The 20196-nt window shown below is 67.0% G+C and carries 18 protein-coding genes and 1 riboswitch; of the genes, 7 read left to right on the forward strand and 11 right to left on the reverse strand.

Translation table 11 applies throughout. The features are described 5' to 3' along the window. Window position 1 precedes the first annotated feature (1 nt). From B0920_RS11225 to B0920_RS25585, 3 genes are all read left to right on the forward strand, one after another. Window positions 2-301, forward strand: coding sequence for a hypothetical protein (locus B0920_RS11225; RefSeq protein WP_078032575.1), 300 nt, complete (start codon window positions 2-4; stop codon window positions 299-301). 93 nt (window positions 302-394) lie between these two features. Then, window positions 395-552, forward strand: a riboswitch (yybP-ykoY riboswitch). Between the two features lie 19 nt (window positions 553-571). Continuing rightward, window positions 572-1129, forward strand: a complete 558-nt coding sequence (locus tag B0920_RS11230) for a manganese efflux pump MntP family protein (RefSeq protein WP_078032576.1) — start codon at window positions 572-574, stop codon at window positions 1127-1129. Between the two features lie 202 nt (window positions 1130-1331). Further along, window positions 1332-1598 carry a hypothetical protein gene (locus B0920_RS25585; protein WP_143745709.1) on the forward strand — a complete coding sequence of 89 codons (267 nt, stop codon included), beginning with the start codon at window positions 1332-1334 and terminating at the stop codon, window positions 1596-1598. A 110-nt stretch (window positions 1599-1708) separates the two neighbouring features. On the opposite strand, the gene B0920_RS11240 is transcribed toward B0920_RS25585, so the two are convergent. The 5 genes from B0920_RS11240 to B0920_RS11260 form a co-directional block, all read right to left on the reverse strand. Continuing rightward, complete coding sequence (locus B0920_RS11240) at window positions 1709-2317, reverse strand: type 1 glutamine amidotransferase domain-containing protein (RefSeq protein WP_078032578.1); 609 nt, start codon at window positions 2315-2317, stop codon at window positions 1709-1711. Between the two features lie 102 nt (window positions 2318-2419). Continuing rightward, window positions 2420-3394, reverse strand: coding sequence for a type VI secretion system baseplate subunit TssG (tssG, locus tag B0920_RS11245; protein WP_229455377.1), 975 nt, complete (start codon window positions 3392-3394; stop codon window positions 2420-2422). Then, window positions 3391-5229, reverse strand: a complete 1839-nt coding sequence (gene tssF / locus B0920_RS11250; protein WP_078032580.1) for a type VI secretion system baseplate subunit TssF — start codon at window positions 5227-5229, stop codon at window positions 3391-3393. Before tssF ends, tssG begins: the two co-directional genes overlap by 4 nt. A gap of 89 nt (window positions 5230-5318) precedes the next feature. Beyond that, window positions 5319-5630, reverse strand: coding sequence for a chaperone modulator CbpM (locus B0920_RS11255; RefSeq protein WP_078032581.1), 312 nt, complete (start codon window positions 5628-5630; stop codon window positions 5319-5321). 13 nt (window positions 5631-5643) lie between these two features. Continuing rightward, window positions 5644-6552, reverse strand: a complete 909-nt coding sequence (locus B0920_RS11260; protein ID WP_078032582.1) for a DnaJ C-terminal domain-containing protein — start codon at window positions 6550-6552, stop codon at window positions 5644-5646. A gap of 145 nt (window positions 6553-6697) precedes the next feature. Between B0920_RS11260 and B0920_RS11265 the strand changes: the two genes are divergently transcribed. Together B0920_RS11265 and B0920_RS11270 are read left to right on the forward strand one after the other, a co-directional pair. After that, window positions 6698-8101: an MATE family efflux transporter gene (locus tag B0920_RS11265; protein ID WP_078032583.1), complete on the forward strand. Its 1404-nt coding sequence runs from the start codon at window positions 6698-6700 to the stop codon at window positions 8099-8101. Window positions 8102-8246: 145 nt separating this feature from the next. Then, entirely contained in the window at window positions 8247-10466 is a 2220-nt protein-coding gene (locus tag B0920_RS11270; protein ID WP_078032584.1) for a S9 family peptidase, read from the forward strand. A gap of 412 nt (window positions 10467-10878) precedes the next feature. Here B0920_RS11270 and B0920_RS11275 read toward each other — a convergent pair whose 3' ends face one another. Further along, a complete protein-coding gene (locus tag B0920_RS11275) occupies window positions 10879-11067 on the reverse strand; it encodes a CsbD family protein (protein ID WP_078032585.1) in 189 nt (62 codons plus the stop codon). 138 nt (window positions 11068-11205) lie between these two features. Between B0920_RS11275 and B0920_RS11280 the strand changes: the two genes are divergently transcribed. After that, window positions 11206-12297, forward strand: coding sequence for an AI-2E family transporter (locus B0920_RS11280; RefSeq protein ID WP_078032586.1), 1092 nt, complete (start codon window positions 11206-11208; stop codon window positions 12295-12297). A 55-nt stretch (window positions 12298-12352) separates the two neighbouring features. Here the strand turns inward: B0920_RS11280 and B0920_RS11285 are convergent, their stop codons facing one another. The 4 genes from B0920_RS11285 to B0920_RS11300 all read right to left on the reverse strand — a co-directional run bounded on the left by B0920_RS11285 (window position 12353) and on the right by B0920_RS11300 (window position 18064). After that, window positions 12353-12529: a CsbD family protein gene (locus tag B0920_RS11285; RefSeq protein WP_078032587.1), complete on the reverse strand. Its 177-nt coding sequence runs from the start codon at window positions 12527-12529 to the stop codon at window positions 12353-12355. A 70-nt stretch (window positions 12530-12599) separates the two neighbouring features. After that, window positions 12600-13217, reverse strand: a complete 618-nt coding sequence (locus tag B0920_RS11290; RefSeq protein WP_078032588.1) for a bifunctional 2-polyprenyl-6-hydroxyphenol methylase/3-demethylubiquinol 3-O-methyltransferase UbiG — start codon at window positions 13215-13217, stop codon at window positions 12600-12602. Between the two features lie 123 nt (window positions 13218-13340). Next, a complete protein-coding gene (locus tag B0920_RS11295; RefSeq protein ID WP_078032589.1) occupies window positions 13341-15404 on the reverse strand; it encodes a M13 family metallopeptidase in 2064 nt (687 codons plus the stop codon). 35 nt (window positions 15405-15439) lie between these two features. Then, window positions 15440-18064 (reverse strand): M1 family metallopeptidase, encoded by a 2625-nt coding sequence (locus B0920_RS11300; RefSeq protein ID WP_078032590.1) that lies wholly within the window; start codon window positions 18062-18064, stop codon window positions 15440-15442. Between the two features lie 317 nt (window positions 18065-18381). On the opposite strand from B0920_RS11300, the gene B0920_RS11305 reads away from it, so the two are divergent. Next, entirely contained in the window at window positions 18382-18663 is a 282-nt protein-coding gene (locus B0920_RS11305; protein ID WP_078032591.1) for a flagellar protein FliT, read from the forward strand. 377 nt (window positions 18664-19040) lie between these two features. Here the strand turns inward: B0920_RS11305 and B0920_RS11310 are convergent, their stop codons facing one another. Continuing rightward, entirely contained in the window at window positions 19041-20177 is a 1137-nt protein-coding gene (locus B0920_RS11310; protein WP_078032592.1) for a FimV family protein, read from the reverse strand. Window positions 20178-20196: the final 19 nt, after the last annotated feature.

Consider the following 20196-nt stretch of genomic DNA (forward strand, 5'->3'; position numbering starts at 1 on the left):
GATGGCGGCTGTCGGACGTGCGCTCGGTATCCCGATGCTGTTTCTCAGCACGGGGATGCAGGTATTGGCTTTTGTGATCGTCCTCGCCGACTTGTCCTTCACCGGGCGGGTGAATTTCGCGGCCGTGTTCGGCTATGCCAGCGCACAACCCATCGCCGCGCCCGCTTTCATGCTCGGATGTGCGCTGACCTACGCGGCGAGAGCACGGCGGCTGATCAAGTGGTGCTACCTGATCTATCTTGTATCGCACGGCCTGATCCTGATCTGCATCTTCCTTTTCCCGGGACGGTTTGCGCCGTGACGGCGCTCCACGCTTGCCGGTTCCATAAGACCCGGCTGTACGCGCCCTAACTGACGCCTTGCTCAACCATTCCAGCTGCGTTACCATGTGGCACCCCTTGGGGAGTAGCCTGCTTCCGTTATGGAAGTTTTCGCATCAACATACTTGACGCCTTTGTCCTTCCGCGCGTCATGGTGCGAAAGCCATCCGGTTGGCAAGACCATGGGCATGTGAGCGTGACGATCGGGCCACGCGCACATGCCTTTGCTCGTGCCCGACCAGAAAGCAGTCATGACACTCACCGCCATCCTCATCCTGGGTCTCGCCATGTCGACCGACGCCTTCGCCGTCGCCATCGCCATGGGCGCCCGCCGCAACCACATCCCCCTGAGCGAAGCGCTGCGCACCGGCCTGCTGTTCGGCGTCATCGAAGGCTTCACGCCGGTGATCGGCTGGATGCTGGGCAGCATGGCGGCCTCTCATGTCGCGGCCTGGGATCACTGGATCGCCTTCGCGCTCCTCGGCGGCCTGGGCCTGCGCATGATTCATGCGGGGATGGGGGAGCCGGAAGAAGCGCAGGAACTGGCCCGGCGCCCGTTCTGGCTGCTGGTGCTGACCGGATTTGCGACCAGCATCGATGCGCTCGTGGTCGGCTTCGGGCTGGCCTTCGCCGACACCAGCATCGTCACGCCGGCCGTGGCGATCGGGGTGGCGACGCTGTCGATGGTCACGCTGGGCCTGCTGATCGGGCACCGGATCGGCGCCATCGTCGGCAAGCGGGCCGAGGTCTTCGGCGGTGTCGTCCTGATCGCCGTCGGTGCGCTGACCCTGTGGGACCATCTCCGCTAACGCATCACGCTCAGCAGGGCCCAGGTGACGGCAGTCACCTCAAGCTTCTCAGGTAACGGCTACACTCTGCGCGTCCATCAGTACCAAGATGCGCCGGTGCAGCCGCAGCAGGAGATAGTCATGAGCAAAGTCAGCGTTCCCAACGAAAGGTTCTTCCCGATAGCGGGGCCATGGTGGCCACCGCCCAACAGGGAGAACCTCAATGGAGAAAAACCGTCAACGCGCGCTGCGCCGTCATCATCTCGAACGCGTCAAGAAAAAGCGGGCTGACTACGCGGGTGGCTATGTTCGCCAATTGCCGGACGCGGAGCGGCTGCGCCGGATCGGCCTTTATGCAAACACGGTCCCGGTCTGCAGTTGCTGGATGTGCGGCAATCCGCGCCGCCATCTGCATGAGTCGAGCTTGAAAGAGAAACTTGCCGAGTTGATTCTCGCTATCGAAGTCGGCGATCTCGACAAGGCAGACTGAGAAGCAAGTCGAGTCCGGCGTGGTTCCAGGTGCGCCTCTCACGCAAGAAACCATGCACCGGATTCGCCGGACGATTTCAATGGAAGTGTCGGCGACGACCGCGCAACTGCTTACGACGTCGGTCCCGGATCCGACCCCGCCTTCTGGATCACAATCAACTCCTTCTTCAGCGCGTCATTGAAGGCCGGAATATCATCCGGCGAGCGGCTCGTGATCAGCTTGATGTCGACCACCACCTCCTCGTCCGTCCACTCCGCCCCCGCCTTCCTGAAGTCGTCCTGGATCGCGGGCCAGCTGGTCAGGTGCCGCGCCATCGCGAGGCCGGCGTCGATCAGCAGCCAGGGGCCGTGGCAGATGGCGGCGATCGGCTTGTCCTGCTCGTCGAAGGTTTTGACGAAGGCGATTGCCTCCGGGTTCTTGCGCAACTGCGCCGGATTGCGCTCGCCGCCCGGCAGCAGCAGCGCGTCGAAGTCGCGCGGGTCCGCCTCGCTCAGGTTCATCTCGACCCGGAAGCGGTCGCCCGGTTCGTCATGGTGGTAGCCCTGCACTTCCTCGCCAGCCGGCTTGGGCGAGACCAGGGTCACCTTCACACCGAGCTGCTCGAGGAACTTGCGCGGCTCCGTGTATTCGACCTGCTCGACGCCATCGGTCATCAAGACCGCCACGCGGCGCCCCTTCAGGTCCTGCTCGCTGCCCAGCTCTACAACATCGCCTGACATATGGCCTCCTCCATCGTTCGTAGCTTGTTCAGGACGATTGTAGGTCTCCGCTTCCGGCCGCGTCGCGCGCATGACACGACCCGGCGCAGGCAGGGAGGCGTTTCAGTCGAGCAGATAGCAGACGTCGTCGCGGTCGCGCCGGTCCGCCTGCGTGCACAGGAAACCGTCCAGCCCGAGCCGGATCCGGCCGTCGAGGCGCGCGCCCTCGACGTCGTCGCGCCGCAGGACTACCTGCAGCTCGCGGTAGGGGATGTCGATCGCGAAACGGTCGAGCAGCGCCGCCACCACGCGCGCACCGCGCGCGCCCGGCAGGAAGCTGTCGAATTCGCGGGCGGAGAGCGGTCCCAGGCGGACACGTATGCCGAGCTCGGGCCGCAGCAGGCGCGCGCCGACCGTGGCGCCTTCGCCGAGCAGGCAATTGCCGACTGCCAGGTGGGTGCGCTGCCCGGTTTCCAGCACGTCCCAGCGCCCGGTGAACTGCAGCACCCGCACCGGCACCCGCAGGTAGTCGCCCAGCACGCCGGCGATCATGCTGCCCGGCACAACGCGGCTGCGCAACTGGGCCGCGTAGCGCGCCAGTGACCAGGGCGGCAAGCTCGCCCTCACGCCGGGAGACAAGCTCACGCCGGTCCCGCCCAGCGCCAGCAGCAGCGGCAGCAGGCGGTCGCGTCCGTCCTCCGTCGACAGCCCGACCCGGTACTTGCACCAGGCGCGGTAGAAAAGCGCCACCTGGCGGCCAGAAAACAGGTCGAAGAAGGCGCGCGCGCTGGCGTCGTGGGTTTCCTGCTCCCAGGCGGCGATGCGCTCGGTGTAGTGCAGCGGCAGCGTGCCCGTCACCCCCAGCAGCCCCATGACCAGCGGCCTCACGTCCAGCCTTTCCCGGTGCCCGCCGTCGTGCCGCTCGATGGCTTCGATCTCGCCGGCCGGAAAGCCGAGCGTCAGGCTGTTGCCGAAGCGGAGCACGCGCGTCAAGGCTTCGTCCGGCGCGATGCCCTCGCAGGCGAGCCAGCGCAGCAGCAGGCGCACGGCCTGGAAGAATTCGACCCGCTGCGGCGTGCGCAGCAGCCGTTCGATCACACCAGGCCGAGGTCGCCGTTGCGGGCTTCGCATCGCAGCAGTTCCGTGTCGCTCTGGCCGGAGACGATCACCAGCCGCGTGAAGCTGTTGACGTGGACGTAGAGACCGAAGAAACGGCTCATCACCTGGCCGAAGACGGCGATGCTGCTGCCGGCGAAGGCCTCCTCGTCGATGGTCATGCTCAGCTCGGTGCCGTGCACGAGATGGGTGCCCCAGCGGTTGCGCAGCCAGGCGGTGGCGGGCCTGGCCCGCATGCCGGTCACGCCGGCGATCTGGCGCTGGGTGGCGCTGCTGCGCGCCAGGTCGTACAGGGACAGGGTCTCGCGGAAGGCGTCGAGATCGGCCAGCGAACGGTGGTTGAGGGCAAGCTGGGTCACCAGGCGCCAGTGGGTGCCGCCACGGCTGGCGAAGCGCAGCGGCGGCGTCGGCCGGCGCAACAGGCGCAGCGGCAGGCCGCCGGTGGCGGTCTCGCTCATCAGGTCGCCGTCGGGCGCGCCGAAGCCGACCGCGCAGGCCTGCTGGCCGTTGGTGCAGGTCAGGCCGATCGAGGCCACGCTGGCCTCGTCGCCGGCGAGCGAGAAATCGTCGTCCGTGAACGCGATCTTCATGCGGTGGCGCTGGTCGCCGCGGTCGTCGCGCCGCGCGAACCAGTAGCGCTGGCTGCGTCCGCCGCCCTCGCCGTGCCGCAATCCGTAATACGGCCGGTACTCGACCCCGTGCACCCTGCCGTTCTCGGTGCGCAGCACCTGCACGCTGTCGATGCTGTAGACCTCGATGCCTTCCTCGTGCTTGCTGGGCACCACGTCGTACATGCTGGCGCGGTGGGTGATGCGCACCGGCGAGGCCGGCTGCTGGAACAGGTTGACCACCGGCGCGCAGCCGGGCAGCAGATTGTCGCGGCCCAGCGAACGCAGGATGCGCGCGCTGTCGGCGTCCGCATGCATGCCGGCCAGCACCACGTGCAGGGTGAAGCGGCGCGCGCCGGCCGGCAGCAGCGGGGCCAGTGCGCCCAGGTCGAGGTCGATGAAATGGAATTTTTCCGGGAAGGCGAAGTACTCGCCCAGCAGGCGGTAGGCCGGGTGGCTATGCGGCTGGGCCGGCACCAGCGATTCTTCCTCGTCCATGCCGCCCAGCGACAGCGGATTGCGCTCCACCCGGCGCCAGGACTCCATGCCCTCGGCCTCGACATACACCGCGGCGGTGTGCATGAAGAGCGCATCGATCAGCGCCGAGCACAGCAGGCTGTCGCCGTCCACGTGCAGCCGCAGGCGCGGCAGGCCGAGCTGGCGCAGCAGACGTGCCGGCATGGCGCTGTCGATGGCGATGCCGATGCGGGCGCCGGACCGCGGCGGCAGCCGCAGGCGCGGCGGCGCGTGCACGCTGGCGTCGAACCAGGCGCGCGTCACCGTCACGGGGGCGATCGCCAGCGGGCTGGTGGTGCGGAAGCGGCAGGGCGTGCCCTTGGCGTGCAGCGCAGTCATCTCGGTCCCGCGCGGCACCACGTGCACGTGCTCGGGCTTGTGAAGGCGGCCGGCCGGGTCGCCGCCGGCGTCGACGCGGACGATCGAACAGGCCGGCAGGCCGTGCAGGAAATGCGGATACAGGCTGCCCAACAGGGCTTCGGTCAGTTCGGGATAGTCATCGTCCAGCTTCTTGGCGGTGCGCGCGTTGAGCAGGGCGCAGGCCTGGATCAGGCGCCGCACGTGCGGGTCTTCGCTGCCTTCGGCGCCCAGGCCGAGGCCGGCGGCAAGCTTCGGATATTGCTGGGCAAGTTCGCGCCCGACCGTGTGCAGGTAGACGAGTTCGCGCTCGTAGTAAGGCAAGAGCTCTTCCATCGCGGCTTCCTCCGTGCTGACACTTTACAGTCGTGCAGATCACGGAGGAAAGCATTGCGCTGGCGCAATGGATCGTCTTGCCCTGCCCTTCAGGCGCGGATGCCGAGCACGTGCAGGCGCGCGCGCAGGCGCCGCAGTTCGTCCGCCATGTCGATCACCAGCGCCGCCAGTTGCTCGTTGGCGTCGAAATGGCGCTCCAGTTGCAGCAGGCCGCGCGCCCGCGTCAGGTCGCGGCTGCGGAAACGCCAGCCGCTCACTTCCACGCTCACGTCGCCCAGCACGCCGGCCTGCACATGGCGCACCACCCAGTCCGGCTCGACGTCGCAGGCGCGCGCCAGCTCATCCAGGCTGAGTGCCATCTCGTCGAGCAGCACACCGCTCACGGATTGTTCGATTCGCATACGTCCTCGCTCCTCATGCACTACGCGGATTGAAGTTCAGTTCGCGCGCCATCTGCTGGTAGAGCGCGCGCGCCCGCTCGTTGTCGGCCGGCGGCAGCACCACGTTCAGGATCAGGTAGAGGTCGCCCGGCTTGGCGGACGGAATGCCGCGGCCCTTCAGGCGCAGCTTGCGCCCGCTCTGGGAGTTGGGCGGCACCGTGACCTCGACCGAGCCCGACGGGGTCTGCACCGACACGCTCGCGCCCAGCGCCGCTTCCCAGGGCGCGACCGGCAGGTCCTGGTAGACGTCGGCGCCCTCGACGCGGTAGCGTGGGTCGGGATTGAACTGGATTTCCAGGTACAGGTCGCCCGGCGGGCCGCCGCCGACGCCCGGATGGCCCTGCCCGGACAGGCGCAGCTGCTGGCCCGGGGTCACGCCTTTCGGAATCGTGACGTTGAGGGTCTTCTCGCGCATCGTCACCCTGCCCTGGGCGTCCTGCTCGGGCACGCGCAGGCTCAGGGTGCGGCTGCCACCCTGGTAGGCGTCGCGCAGGTCGATGTTGATGGCGGCGTGGATGTCCTCGCCGCGCATCTGGAAGCCGCCGCGCCGGGCCTGCCGGCCGCGCCCCATGTGGGCGAACAGGTCGGCGAAGATGTCTTCGCCATTGCCGCCGAAGTCGAAGCGCTCGCTCCAGTCGGGCGGCGGGCGGAACTGCTCGCCGGCCGCGTGTTCGCGGCCGAGCTGGTCGTAGGCGGCGCGCTTCTCGGCGTCGCCCAGCACATCGTAGGCCTCGTTCAGCTCCTTGGTGCGCTTGTCGGCGTCCGGTTCCTTGCTCACGTCCGGGTGGTACTTGCGGACCAGCTTGCGGTAGGCCTTCTTGATGTCCTCCGCCGATGCGCCGCGCTCGAGGCCGAGCGCCTGGTAATAGTCCTTGTATTCCACGAGCTTGCTCCCGGATTACGCTGCACTGTTGACGAAAGCTTATGTATGGACGAAGGGCCCGTTTTCAATACGCAAGTAGGCGGTCTCGTCCAAACTTATCAAGAAGACAGTAAAATGGACGGCTTTCCGTCGCACCCGAACCGCCATGACCGCCACTGCCAGCGCCGCACCGCACTCCCCCGTCCGCTCCGAGATCGCCACCCTGTGGCGCCTGTCCTGGCCAATGCTGGTCGGCCAGCTCGCGACCGTGGGCATGGGCGTGGCCGACGTCGCCATGACCGGCCACGTCAGCGCCGAAGAGCTCGCCGCCGTCTCGCTCGGCACCTCGGTGTGGTCCATCGTGCTCGTCACCGTGATGGGCACGATGATGTCGATCAATACCGTGGTGGCCCACGAGATCGGCGCGGCGCGCCACGACGCAGTGCCGCACTCGGTGCGCCAGTCGCTGTGGAAGGGCCTGCTGGTAGGCGTGGTCGCCTGCCTGTTCGCCAACCTGTGCACCCTGCTGTTCGACCACGTCGGGCTGGACGCCGCCGTGGCCGACCGCGCCGCGCTGTTCCTGCACGTGATCAGCCTCGGCATGCCGGCCTTCGCCTGCTACCGCGCACTGTACGGCTACACCACCAGCATCAACCAGACCCTGCCGATCATGTGGATCGCCATCTTCGGCCTGGTCTACAACGTGATCATGAACTGGCTGCTGGTGTTCGGCAACCTGGGCTTCCCGCGCCTGGGCGCGGTCGGCTGCGCGGTCTCGACCGCCAGCGGCATGTGGCTGATGCTGGGCGCCATGGTGTGGTGGATCCGCGTCGCGCCCGCCTACCGCCTGACCTATCCCTTCGACCGCGGGGAAGGCCCGGAGGGCAAGACCATCGGCGCCATGCTGCGCCTGGGCCTGCCGATCGGCGTCACCTATTTCGCCGAGGTCAGCGCCTTCGGCCTGATCAGCCTGCTCGTGGCGCGCTTCGGCGTGGTGCAGGTGTCCTCGCACCAGGTGGCGCTCAACTTCGCCTCGCTGGTGTTCATGGTGCCGCTCAGTTTCGCGATCGGCATGCTGACCCGGGTCGGCCAGGCCATGGGCGAAGGCAATCCGCAGCGCGCCCGCTTCGTCGGCTGGGTCGGGGTCGGCATGTCGGTCGCCTTCGGCGCGGTGTCGGCCCTGTTCATCGCTATCTTCCGCTGGGAGATCGCGGCCGCCTACACCTCCGACCCGGCGGTGCAGGCCGCCACCGCCCACCTGCTGCTGTTCGCCGCCCTGTTCCAGCTCTCGGACGCGACCCAGGTCGCCACCGCCTCGGCGATCCGCGGCTACCAGGTGACGCGCCCGCCGATGATCATCCAGCTGCTGGCCTTCTGGGGCGTGTCGCTGCCGGTCGGCTGCATCCTGGGGCTGGCCCCGCAGTGGTTCCCCTGGGTGCCGGAAGCGCCGATGGCATCCACCGGTTTCTGGATCGGCCTGGTGCTGGGACTGACCGTGGCGGCGGTGCTGCTGACCTGGTCTTTCGAGAAACTGGCGCGCCAGAAAATCCGCGAGGGCGCGGGCGCCTGAAGGCCGGGCCGAGGGCGCGCCGAGGGCGCGCCGAGGGCCAACCTGGGGCGAACCGAGATACATATTTACAGCTTTCCATGGCTGACTCTGGTATCGTTCCGCCCGTTGCAGTTGTTCATTAAATTCCAAGATCCAAGAGACCACCATGCGCCCTCTCCTTCTTCTCCTGGCCGCCCTCGCGGCCGCACCTGCTTCGGCCGAGCGCCTGACGCTGGACCGCATCTACGGCGAACCGGCATTGGCCGGCCCCGGCGTGCGCACCCTGCGCGTCTCGCCCGACGGCGAGCGCGTGACCTTCCTGCGCGGCCGCAGCGACAACCAGTACCAGCTGGACCTGTGGGAATACAACACCAGGAACAAGAAGACCCAGCTGCTGGTCGATTCCAAGCGCCTGGTGCCGAACGAGGAACTGTCGCTCGAGGAAAAGGCGCGCCGCGAACGCGCGCGCACGGCCGGCCTGTCGGGCATCCTGAACTATTTCTGGTCGCCGGACGGCCGCCAGCTGCTGGTGCCCATCGGCGGCGACCTCTACCTGGTCGACGCCGCAAAGCCGGAAGCGGCGCGCAAGGTCGCCTCGGGCAACGTGATCGATCCGAAGATCTCGCCCAAGGGCCGCTACGTCTCCTTCGTGCGCAACCAGAACCTGGTCGTGATCGACCTGGCCACCGGCGCCGAGCGCGCCCTGACCACCGACGGCAAGGGCACCATCCACAACGGCGAAGCCGAGTTCGTGGCCCAGGAAGAAATGGACCAGCACACCGGCTACTACTGGGCGCCGGACGATTCGTACATCGCCTACCGCCGCTATGACGAAGCGCCGGTGCCGGTGGTGCGCCGCTTCGAGATCTTCGCCGACCGCACCGAAGTGATCGACCAGCACTACCCGGCGGCGGGCGATCCGAACGTGCTGATCGACCTGATGATCGTCAACCCGGCCACCGGCGAGCGGCGCAAGATCGACCTCGGCGCCGAGAAGGACATCTACCTGGTGCGCGCCGATTTCAGCGCCGACGCCAAGACCCTGGTCTACCAGCGCCAGTCGCGCGACCAGAAGCGCCTCGACCTGGTGGCGGTGGACGTCGCCACCCTGGCCCAGCGCCCGCTGTTCACCGAAACCTCCAAGACCTGGGTCAGCATCCACAACGACCTGCGCTTCCTCAAGAAGGGCAATGCCTTCATCTGGGCTTCCGAGCGCAGCGGCCGCAACCACCTCTACCTCTACGGCCTGGACGGCAAGCTGATGCACCCGATCTCGAAGGGCGAATGGGGGGTGGACAACGTGCTCGCCGTGGACGAGACCGCCGGCAAGGTGTACATCTCGTCGAACCGCGACGCCGTGACCGACAAGCAGACCTATGCGCTGAACCTGGACGGCAGCAATGCCGACAAGCCTGCGCGCATCACCAGCGGCGACGGCTGGCACGAAGCCGCGTTCGCGGGCAACGGCAAGATCTTCGTCGACACCTATTCCAACCCGCGCACCCCGCCGCAGGTGTCGATCCGCCGCGCCGACGGCTCGATGGTCGAGTGGCTGGAAAAGAACGAGCTGAACGGCAACCATCCTTACGCCAAGTATCTGCCGGATCACCTGCCGACGGAATTCGGCACCATTAAGGCCAAGGATGGCCAGACCCTGCACTACTCGCTGATCAAGCCGGCCAACTTCGATCCGAACAAGCGCTATCCGGTGTTCCTGTTCACCTACGGCGGCCCGCACTCGCAGCGCGTCACCCGCACCTGGGGCAATTACTTTGACCAGTACATGGCCCAGCAGGGCTTCGTGGTCTTCCGCCTCGACAACCGCGGCTCGAGCCGCCGCGAGCGCCAGTTCACCGACGTCATCTACAACAACCTGGGCAAGCACGAAGTCGAGGACCAGCTTACCGGCGTCGAGTGGCTGGGCCAGCAGAGCTATGTCGATCCGAAGCGCGTGGGCGTGTTCGGCTGGAGCTATGGCGGCTTCATGACCCTGCGCCTGCTGGCCGCGGCGTCCGACAAGATTGCGATGGGCGTGTCGGTTGCACCGGTGACCGACTGGGCGCTCTACGACACCCACTACACAGAGCAGTTCGTGGGCGGCACGCCCAAGGGCGATCCGGAAGCCTACAAACGCAGCGGCGTGTTCGCCCACCTGGACGGACTGAAGTCGCCGCTGCTGCTGATCCACGGCATGGCTGACGACAATGTGCTGTTCACCAATACGACCCGCCTGATCGACGAACTGGTGAAGCGCAACGTGCAGTTCGAGCTGATGACCTACCCGGGCGCCAAGCACGGCATCTCGGGACGCGTGAACCAGCGCCACGTGTACGGGCTGATCGAGTCCTTCTTCAAGAAGAACCTGGGCGGGACGCAGCCGAAGTAAGCTGCGGTCGCGCTTGCGCTAGCGCTTGCGGCCGCACTTACGGTTGCACTTGCGCTAGCGCTTGCGGTCGCACTTGCGCTCACCCGAACGGCCGCTTCCAGCGGCCTATTGTGTTCAGTTAGCAGAGAAACCGTCGCCCCGGCGCAGGCCGGGGCCCAAGTTCAGCGTCTTACCAGCTCAACAAACTTGGATTCCGGCGTGGCCGACCAGGCCTACGCCGGAATGACGCGTATGCGCTAACTTCCGGTCTACGCCGGAATGACGCGTATGCACTAACTTCCGGCCTACGCGAATGACGCGTATGCGCTAACTGAACGGCATGACGATCACAGCGGCCGTTTTTCATCTCCCTCATCACAAAAGCAACAGCCGCCCGAAGGCGGCTGTTCCCTCTCACTCATCCAGCAAGGATTTACGGCCGGCGACGGCTCGCCTCATCCAGCGCTTCGCGGGCATCGCCCAGCTTCTCCTGCGCCTTGCCTTCCACCTGGTTCTTCAGGCCCTTGGCCTGCTGCTCGGTGCTGCCCACGAGCTTGCCGGCTTCTTCCTGAATCTTGCCACCAATGTCTTGCAGTTTGCCTTCGACTTGATCCTTGTTCATGACGTTCTCCTTTCAAAAACAGTAATGACAGGTTAACAACTCAGCCGCAGGTCTTCTGTACGCGTCCGCACACAGCGCGGGCGAGCCTTGGTGCTAATCTTTTTACAACGCGGCGCCGCCGCTCACCGAGGCACTGTCATGACCGATAGAACCCCTCCCCCACCGGACTCCGATCCGCCGCAGACCCAGCGCAGGCTGGCCAAGCGCGTCACCATCATCAATGGCATCGCGGTCCTGTTCATCTTCGGCGTGGCCGCCGTGGTGCTCGCCGCCGACGCCCTGCTGCTGACCTTCGCCTGCATCCTGTGCGCCGTCCTGTTCTACAAGCTGAGCGAGATCGCGCATCGCCGTCTCGGCCTGAACCGCAAGTGGGCCCTGGCGGCCATCGTGCTCCTCCTGCTGGCCATCATCGGCCTGGGCGGCTGGGCCATGGCGCCCCAGATCTCCGAGCAGTCCAGCAAACTGGCCAAGGAAATCCCGGCCGCCGTCGAACGCCTGCAGGGCGAAGTCCAGAACCACCCGCTGCTCAAGCGCGTCGCCGCCGAACTACCGCCGCCGGAAGAGATCGTCAAGCAGCTCGGCAACATGGTGCCTAACGCAGGCCTGTTCTTCTCGGGCGTGCTGGGCGCGATCGGCAACGTGGTCATCATCCTCTTCGTCGGCATCTATTTCGCGGCCACGCCCCAGCTCTACACCAGCGGCTTCGTGCGACTGATTCCGCGCAACCGGCGCGACCGCGCGCGCCAGGTCTTGCAGGAGCTCGGCCATACCCTGGCCAGTTGGCTGCTCGGCAAGGCGGCCTCGATGCTGATCGTCGGCATCGCGACCTCGATCGGCCTGAGCATGCTGGGCGTGCCGCTGGCGCTGATCCTGGGCATCATTGCCGGCCTGCTCGACTTCATTCCCTATCTCGGTCCCATCATGGCCGGCGTGCCGGCCGTGCTGCTGGCCCTGTCGATCAGCCCCGACCTGGCGCTGTACACCGTGCTGCTCTTCGTCGGGGTGCAGGTGGTGGAAGGCTATCTGCTCCAGCCCCTGATCGAGGCGCGCGCGGTCGACCTGCCGCCGGCGCTCGTAATCGTGATGCAATTGATCTTCGGCACACTATTCGGACTGGCCGGCGTGGCCCTGGCGACGCCGCTGGCGGCCGCGCTGGCGGTGCTGGTGCGCATGCTCTACATCGAAGACGTGCTGGGAGACCGCACGCCGCCGCGCAAGGATTCAAGCTGAGGCGGCAAAGAAAAAGCCGCGCATTGCGCGGCTTTTTCGTGGAAGGCAGGATGCGTCAGCGATTGCCTTTGACAATGTCTTTCACATCGCCTACTTTCTCCTGCACCTTGCCTTCGGCCTGGTTCGACAGGCCCTCGCGTTGCTGCTGGCGGCTGCCGGTGGCTTCACCGACCTTTTGCTGAATCTTGCCGCCGATGTCCTTGGCCTTGCCCTTGATCTGGTCCTCGTTCATAGGCACCTCGTCTTAGTGATGTAGGAAACCCTACCTTAGGCCCCTGATCGCAACCGCTCTGTGCGCCAGTTCACGCAAGCGGCTTGCGCCACACGCTGGCCAGCCAGGGCTGCTGCTCGCGCGGCAGGCCGGGCGGACGGTAATAATGCTGGACGGGAAGAAAGCCGGCGCGCTGGAGCTGGGCTTCCCAGGTTTCGTAATCGTAATAGCTGCCGTAGCGCGGGCCGTTCCAGCCTTCCTCGTTGTGGCCGCGCGGGTTGGAGCTGAACAGCACGCCCCCGGGTTTGAGCGCGCCATGCAGGGCGGCCAGCACGGCGGGAAGATTGGCGCTGGGCACGTGGAACAGGACGGCGTTGGCGAAGATGCCGTCGAACATCGCGCCCGGCAGGTCGAGGTGCAGGAAATCCTGGTGCCAGACCTCGCAGCCGCTGAAGCTGCGCGCCATCTCGACGAAGCGGATGCTGCCGTCGAGGCCGATCGCGCGGTGGCCCAGCCCGGTGAAGGTCTTCAGGTCGCGCCCCGGTCCACAGCCGAGGTCGAGGATGGTATAGGGCGCGGGCGCCTCGATCGCATCGAGCAGCGCACCGATGTTCTGGCTGACGTCGTGGTCGATGGTGCCGGCGAAGAAAGCGTCCGCATTGCGGTTGTAGTGTTCCAGGGTGCGGCGTGAGATCTCGTCCGGGGTCATCGCTTCGGTTTCGTCTGTTGCGGTCTGATGATGTCATCCTAACGCGTTCCGCCCCACATGGGCAGACACCATCGGGTCAGCCACGGGGCGGAGCCCCCGGTTGGCCGACCCGGGCCCGGCGCCTCACCAGACCCGCACGCGCTCCTGCGGCGCCAGGTAGAGCTTCTGCCCCGGCTTCACGTCGAAGGCCTCGTACCACGCGTCCAGGTTGCGCACGGTATAGGTGCGGTACTGGGCCGGCGCATGGCCGTCGGTCATGACCGCGCGGCGCAGGCTGGCCTCGCGCATCTTGGTGCGCCAGGCGCGCCCGTAGCCGGTGAAGAATTCGCGCTCGCCTTCCGCGCCCGCCGACTTGGCTCCCGCCGCGGCGCCCGCCTTGAACGCATCGTAGGCCGCCGCCAGGCCGGCCAGGTCGGACAGGTTCTCGCTCAGGGTCAGCTGACCGTTGAGCGCCAGGTCGTCGAAGGGCTTGTAGCCGTTGTACTGCTCCACCAGCTTTTGCGAGGCGGCGCGGAAGTGCGCCAGGTCTTCCTTGGTCCACCAGTCGCGCAGGCGGCCCTGGGCGTCGAACTGGGCGCCCAGGTCGTCGAAGCTGTGGCTGATCTCGTGGCCGATCACCGATCCGATCGCGCCATAGTTGACGGCGTCCGAGGCCTGCGGGTCGAAGAACGGCGGCTGCAGGATCGCGGCCGGGAAGTTCAGCGCGTTCTGCATCGGCAGGTTGACCGCGTTGACCAGTTGGGGCGGCATGGCCCAGTCGCTGCGCTCGGGCTTGCGGCCCAGCTTGGCCAGTTGCTGGGCGTAGTGGAATTGCTGCGCGGCCACCACGTTGCCCAGCGCATCGGTCGGCGATACCTTCAGGCCCTCATAGGACTTGAACTTGTCGGGATAGCCCACGCCCACATACATGGTGCGCACCTTTTCCTTGGCATGCGCGCGGGTGGCCGGCGCCATCCAGTCGAGCTTGTCGATGCGACGTTCGAAGGCATCCTTGATGTTCGCCACCATCTGCTGGATGCGCGCCTTGTTCTCAGCCGGGAAGTATTTCTGCACATAGAGCTTGCCCACCGCGTCGTCCATCGCCTCGTTGGTGGCGGCCAGCGCCCGCTTCCAGCGCAGCGACTGCTGCAGCGTGCCGGCCAGCGCCGTGCCGTAGAAGGCGAAACGCTGGTCGCCGAAGGCCTTCGGCAGCACGCTGGCGAACTGGTTCACCAAATGGAAGGCCAGGTAATCCTTCCACACCGCGACCTCCGTGGCCGCCACCTGGCGGGCGGCGCCGGTGACGGCGCCCGGATGGTAGACCAGGAAGCGGTCCTGCTTGCCCAGGCCTGCGGCCTTGAAAAAGAGCTCCCAGTCCATGCCGGGCGCCCTGGCGGCGAAGTCCTTGGCGCTCCAGAGGTTGTTGGCCTTCTGGATGTCGGCCGATTCCTCGCGCGTGGCGTGGCTTTGGGCGAGCGCGGTCTCGAGCGCGAAGATCTTGTCGGCGCGCGCCTCGGCATTGTCGTAGCCGGCCAGCTTGAGCATGGCGGCGATGTGCTGGCGGTACTTGGCGCGCAGCTCGACCATCTTCTTGTTGTCGTCGAGGTAGTAGGCGCGGTCCGGCATGCCCAGGCCGCCCTGCAGCAGGTAAGGCAGATTGCGCGAAGGATCGGTCAGGCCCTGGTTGATCCAGACGCCGAACAGGTTCTCGGTCTCGAAGTCGGTGGCGTTGAGCGGGTCGACGTCAGCGCGCAGCGAGGCGCCCAGCAAGCGCGCCAGGTCGGCGCGGGTCTTGACCGCCTCGATCCTGGCGAGGTGGGGCTTGAGCGGGGCCAGGCCGGCCGCCTCGATCGCCGCTTCGTTCATGTAGGCCTGGTAGAAATCGGCCACCTTGCGCGCCTCGGCGCCGGCGGACTTGTCGGCGCCGGCGGCTTCGATCAGCTTGACGATGCGGCCATTGGTCTCGTCGGCCAGCGCGTGCATCGAGCTCCAGGCGCCGCGGTCGGCCGGGATCTCGGTCCTGGCCAGCCATTCGCTGTTGGCCCAGGCAAAGAAATCGTCGCCCGGCAGCATGGTGGCGGCGGCCGGTTTGGCCGGGGCGGCGGTGGCGGCGACTTGATCGGCGGCGAAGGCGGGGGCGGCGGCCAGCATGGCGCCGCACAGGGCCAGGGAAACGGCTGTCTTGATCGGTGTCCGGCGGGTGTTCATGGGTTCCCTTCTCTCTCCAGGTATCGTTGTTGGGTTCATTGCAGGGCGGCGCGCACCTGCGGCAGCAGGCGCGCCTTCTGGGCGGCGCGGAGGCGCACGCCATTGCCGACGCGTTCGGCTTCGACCACGGCGTCCGGGCCGAAGTTCTTGCGCATGTAGTCTTCCATCATCTCGGCATGGGCCGGGTTGCTCGAGGAGCCGACGATGCTCGCGAACAGGCCGTAGCGGCCCAGCGCCTCCATGTTGTTCAGCAACGCCTCGCGGTTGGCGGTGGCGAAGGCCCAGGTCTTGTCCAGGTGCTCGTTCGCGACGCCGCCCACGAGGTAGGGAAGCAGGTCGGGCGGGGTCTCGGGCGACAGCAGCGCCTTCATGGTGCGTTCGGCCAGCGCCGGGTCCTGGGCGGCCACCAGGGCCTTGCCGAAGCGGTTGCGCTCTTCGCTGGTGGCGGCGCTGGCCACGCGCGCCGCCAGCGCCTCGTAGGTGGCCTGGTCGGCATAGCGGCCGGCGATGCTGGTGACGAAATCGATCATGGCCGGGCTCACCGAGGATGGGTCCTTCAGGTAGCCGGCGAAGCGGCGCTTGGCCTGGGCGGTCGCCTGCGGGTCGCCGGCGCGCGCCATCGCGGTGGCCAGCAGTGCGCGCAGCTCGGCGTCCTCGATCGCTTCGCCGGGCTTTTCGTCCCAGCCGAGCTGGGCGAACTTCGGCCCGGCCAGCTCGATGAGGAAGCGGCGGATCTTCGCCTGCTCCGGCTCGCCGCGCGCCAGGGTGTCGAGGGTGCGCAGGTTGGCCAGGATCGACTCCCATACCGCCAGGCGCGGCTCGTCCCGGTACTTGCGCACCAGGTTCAGGTAGCCGTCCAGCTGCATGTGGCCGGCCGCGACCATGGCCCAGGTGTCGGTCAGGAGCTTGAGACGGGTCGAATCGCGCAGGCGCGGCGCCTGCGAGGCCAGGGCCTGGAAGCTGGCCGGATCGTAGTGCACCCGGAAATAGCCCACGCTGTACGGGTCGACCACCAGGGTGCCTTCGCAGCTGGCCTGGGTGAAGCTCTTGCTGGGGTTGGACAGCAGCATGGTCCAGGCCTTGCCGTCCACCACGCCCACCTGGACCGGGATAGCCCACAGGCGTTTTTCAAGCGCCGGCTCGTCCAGGCGGAACTGTTCCTGCGACAAGGTAACCTTGCGCTTGCCGTCCTCGCACACCTGCTCCACCCTGATCAGGGGGAAGCCCGGCTGCAGGGTCCAGTCCGAGGCCAGCTTCTCGACCGGCTTGCCGGTGGCCTTCTCGAGCGCCTGCCACAGGTCGGCCGAGGTGGTGTTCGAATACTGGTGCCTGGCCATGTAGGCGCGGATGCCCTTGCGGAAGGGTTCTTCGCCCAGGTAGGCCTCGAGCATGCGCAGGAAGGCCTGGCCCTTGTGGTAGGTGATGGGGTCGAAGGCGGCGGCGGCCTGCTCTTCGTTGTCGATCGGCCGCTGGATCGGATGGGTGGTCTTGCGCGCGTCCAGGTTGAGCACGTACTCGCGCTCGGCGATGCCGTCCAGGTAGGGACGCCATTCGGGGTGGAAGTGCTGGGTGGCCTTGGCCGCCATCCAGGAGGCGAAGCCTTCGTTGAGCCAGAGATTGTCCCACCAGGCCATGGTCACCAGATTACCGAACCACTGGTGGGCCACCTCGTGGGCATTGATGTTGAAGGTCAGCTTCTTGACCTTTTCGGGGCTGCGCTGCGGGTCGTAGAGCAGGGTCGGCTCGTTGTAGACCACCGCGCCCCAGTTCTCCATGGCGCCGTTGAAGCCGCCTGGGATGGCGATCTGGTCCAGCTTGGGCAGCGGATAGGGAATGCCGAAGTAATCGTTAAAGTAGTGCAGCAGGTCGCGCGTGGCAGCCAGCGGGAAGGCGGCGGAGGCGAGCTTGCCCTCGGTGGTCACGATGCCGATATCGACCCCGTCCTGCTGGCCCGACAAACGCTCCATCTCGCCCGCCACCAGCACCACCAGGTAGCTCGGCATCTTGGGCGTGTTGCCGAAGCTGATGCGCTGCATGCCGCCTGCGATCGGCTCTTGGTGCTCGACCGGGGTGGTCGAATAGGCCTTGAAATGGGCCGGCACGTCGACCGTCAGCTTGAAGCGGGCGCGGAAGGCCGGCTCGTCCCAGGTCGGCAGCACGCGGCGCGCGTCGGCCGGGGCCATGGTGGTGGCGATCAATTTCTTGTCCACCCCCTTGGCCTTGTAGTTCACGTAGAACATGCCGCGCGCCTCGCGGTTGATCAGGCCCCGGAACTGCAGCGCCAGCTGGTACTTGCCGGGCGCCAGCGGTTGCCTGAGGTCGAAGCGCAGGGTCTGCTGCTCGCGGTCGAGCACCGGCTTCAGCTTGAGCGGGGCCAGTCCCTTGCCGGACAGGCTGGCGCCCTCGATCTCCATGTTGTCCGCGTTCAGCATGATGGTCGAGGTGGCCTTCAGGACCTCGATGTCGACGGTCTGGCTGCCGCGGAAGGCATTGCCGGCCAGGTCGGTCTTCAGGTGGGCGGTGTACTGGACCGGCACCACGTCCTTGGGCAGCTTGCCTTGGGTGGTGGCAAAGGAAAACGGCGCTTCCGCAAGGGCGCAGGCGCTCGATACAGCGAGCGCAACCGCTGCCGCGGTGCGCAGGACCGGCTTGTCTCTCATGACTCTCTCTCTCGTATGGGCGTCCGGACTGGCGCCGGACTGCGCAAGAACTCAGCATGCACTCTAAGCAGCGCGCCCGGCCAGCGCGGCGGGAATGCGACAGACTGCAAAAAACGCGGCCAAACTGCTGAATTTGGGGAATGGCGGGCACATGCCGGAGCATGCCATACGGGTCGGCGATGCCAGGATGGCAAGTTTGAGCTCGCTAAAAAATATTCAAAAAATTTTTTGGAAAACCCTAAAGTTCCCTCAAGCCCGTCCGTAAACGATGTAGACAACCGGCAATCCGGCCGGAATTTACTTGCCTTGGTGCAAATATGACCGCGAACGACGTCCTCGCCATGTACGAAAACCTGAACAACCTGACGGGCCAAATGGCGTCCGCAGCCCAGGGTGGCGACTGGAAGGGCTTCGACAAGCTGGGCGCCGAGGCCAAGACCGAAGCGCGTGTCGCCGCCGGCGGCGTGCCGGCGCTGGACGGCGCCAAGCGCCTGCGCAAGATCGACCTGCTCAAGCAGCTGATGGCGAACGACCGCGCGATCCGCGACGTGACCGATCCCTGGATGGGGCAGCTCGAGCGCGCGATGGCCGCTCACTGAGCCGTTCACTTGAAAGAATGACAAAAGGCGCCGTGGGCGCCTTTTTTCTTGCCCCCTGCTCCCGGCGCACATCGCGGACGTGCATCACGGGCGTGCATCACGGGCGGAAATGAAAAAAGCGCCCGCAGGCGCTTTTTTTTGCCACCGAGCCTAGGCTCAGCCGCGAATTGGGGAGAGCGAGCACCAGGTATCTCCTGGCGTCGCCTCTTGCCGGTTGCTCCCGGCGTCCGTCGCACACAGTAGGCAAGCGGACTGCTTCCGGACACAGGCGTTTCCTCAACGATCGTCTGCTTTCCGCGCCACGCTATCGGTGGTGGCTGCGCCAGACCCTGAGCCGTCTGCGATCTCATCGATCACGGGCTCAGTATAACCCAATTTCAGACTTGTGTAGACGTGTCGTGCGCGGAAGCTTCAAGGCTGGGTTCGACGCCTGGTTCGGCCGGTTTCCTGCGCATGAAGCGCTGGCGCAGACGCGCGGCCAGCCCTGCCTTCGGACTGTCCGCTACGGGCGCGGCCGGCGCCTTCCTGCGGCGGCGCGCCAGCACGACCCCGCCGGCCAAGGCCAGTAGCGCGCCCAGGCCGCCGGCGATCCAGCCCCAGGGCGTCTCGTCGACCGGTTCGGGAGCGGGCTTCTTGCGCTTGTGGGTCTTGGGCGCGGCCGGCGTCAAGGCCTCGAGCTCGGCGGGCTTGGCGCCCATCGCCACCTGCAGGACCTTGACCCGGTCTTCCAGCTGGCCGATCTGGGCGCGCAGCTGGACATTCCTGGCATCGAGCGCGGCGCACACCGCGGACGGCGCGGGCTGCGCGGCGGGCACGCAGGCGGCGCTTGAGGCCGGCGCGGAAAGGGGCGCGGCAGGCGGTTCAGGCCTGGCGGCGGGCGTGGCAAGCGGTTCAGGCTTGGGGGCGGGCTTGCTGTCGGCCTTGGCGACCGGCTTGAGCGCTTCCTTGGGCGCCGGCTTCGGCGTCGGCGTCTTTGCCACCACATTCTGCGCCGGCGCTTCCACCGCCTTCGCCGGCTGCCTGGCGGGCGCCGGCGCGGCGACGGCGACGGCGGCAGGCGCGGCCGCCTGCGCCTGCGCCGGCTCCTGCGGCGGCGTGCGGGCCGGCAGCGGCGGCGCCGGGGCCGGATTCGGGTCCGGCGTCAGCCACAAGGTGGCCAGGCGCACCGCGCGCTGGCCGCCGTCGGCGAGCTCGAGGTAAAGATGCAGGTGGCTTGATTCAACCGGGGCGCGCGAGGTGATGTGCAGGAACTGGCGCCCGTCGCGCTGTATCACAGACATGGACAGGGTCGACAGCACGTGCGGCATGCCGATGTTGGCGCCCCGGTAGACCTCCGGATGGGCGAGGCGCGCATCGACCTTCTGGCCGGGGTGTTCGATCAGGTTCAGCTCGATGTCCGCGACCAGCGGCTGGCCCATGTAGGAAGCGACGCGCGGTTCGCCCAGCTCGGCGGCGTTAGCGGCGGCGGACAGGATCAGCGCGCAGGAAAAAAACAGTGGAAGGCGGCAAGCCATAGGGAAGAGGAAACGAGTG

This window comes from Massilia sp. KIM, from assembly GCF_002007115.1.
Classification (GTDB): Bacteria; Pseudomonadota; Gammaproteobacteria; order Burkholderiales; family Burkholderiaceae_D; genus Telluria.

Bases quoted from the DNA above. Each gene is read 5' to 3' on its own strand.
- B0920_RS11225 (WP_078032575.1), top strand. From the start codon at position 2: ATGGCGGCTGTCGGACGTGCGCTCGGTATCCCGATGCTGTTTCTCAGC.
- B0920_RS11230 (WP_078032576.1), top strand. From the start codon at position 572: ATGACACTCACCGCCATCCTCATCCTGGGTCTCGCCATGTCGACCGAC.
- B0920_RS25585 (WP_143745709.1), top strand. From the start codon at position 1,332: ATGGAGAAAAACCGTCAACGCGCGCTGCGCCGTCATCATCTCGAACGC.
- B0920_RS11240 (WP_078032578.1), bottom strand. From the start codon at position 2,317: ATGTCAGGCGATGTTGTAGAGCTGGGCAGCGAGCAGGACCTGAAGGGG.
- tssF (WP_078032580.1), bottom strand. From the start codon at position 5,229: ATGGAAGAGCTCTTGCCTTACTACGAGCGCGAACTCGTCTACCTGCAC.
- B0920_RS11255 (WP_078032581.1), bottom strand. From the start codon at position 5,630: ATGCGAATCGAACAATCCGTGAGCGGTGTGCTGCTCGACGAGATGGCA.
- B0920_RS11265 (WP_078032583.1), top strand. From the start codon at position 6,698: ATGACCGCCACTGCCAGCGCCGCACCGCACTCCCCCGTCCGCTCCGAG.
- B0920_RS11270 (WP_078032584.1), top strand. From the start codon at position 8,247: ATGCGCCCTCTCCTTCTTCTCCTGGCCGCCCTCGCGGCCGCACCTGCT.
- B0920_RS11275 (WP_078032585.1), bottom strand. From the start codon at position 11,067: ATGAACAAGGATCAAGTCGAAGGCAAACTGCAAGACATTGGTGGCAAG.
- B0920_RS11280 (WP_078032586.1), top strand. From the start codon at position 11,206: ATGACCGATAGAACCCCTCCCCCACCGGACTCCGATCCGCCGCAGACC.
- B0920_RS11285 (WP_078032587.1), bottom strand. From the start codon at position 12,529: ATGAACGAGGACCAGATCAAGGGCAAGGCCAAGGACATCGGCGGCAAG.
- B0920_RS11290 (WP_078032588.1), bottom strand. From the start codon at position 13,217: ATGACCCCGGACGAGATCTCACGCCGCACCCTGGAACACTACAACCGC.
- B0920_RS11295 (WP_078032589.1), bottom strand. From the start codon at position 15,404: ATGAACACCCGCCGGACACCGATCAAGACAGCCGTTTCCCTGGCCCTG.
- B0920_RS11300 (WP_078032590.1), bottom strand. From the start codon at position 18,064: ATGAGAGACAAGCCGGTCCTGCGCACCGCGGCAGCGGTTGCGCTCGCT.
- B0920_RS11305 (WP_078032591.1), top strand. From the start codon at position 18,382: ATGACCGCGAACGACGTCCTCGCCATGTACGAAAACCTGAACAACCTG.
- B0920_RS11310 (WP_078032592.1), bottom strand. From the start codon at position 20,177: ATGGCTTGCCGCCTTCCACTGTTTTTTTCCTGCGCGCTGATCCTGTCC.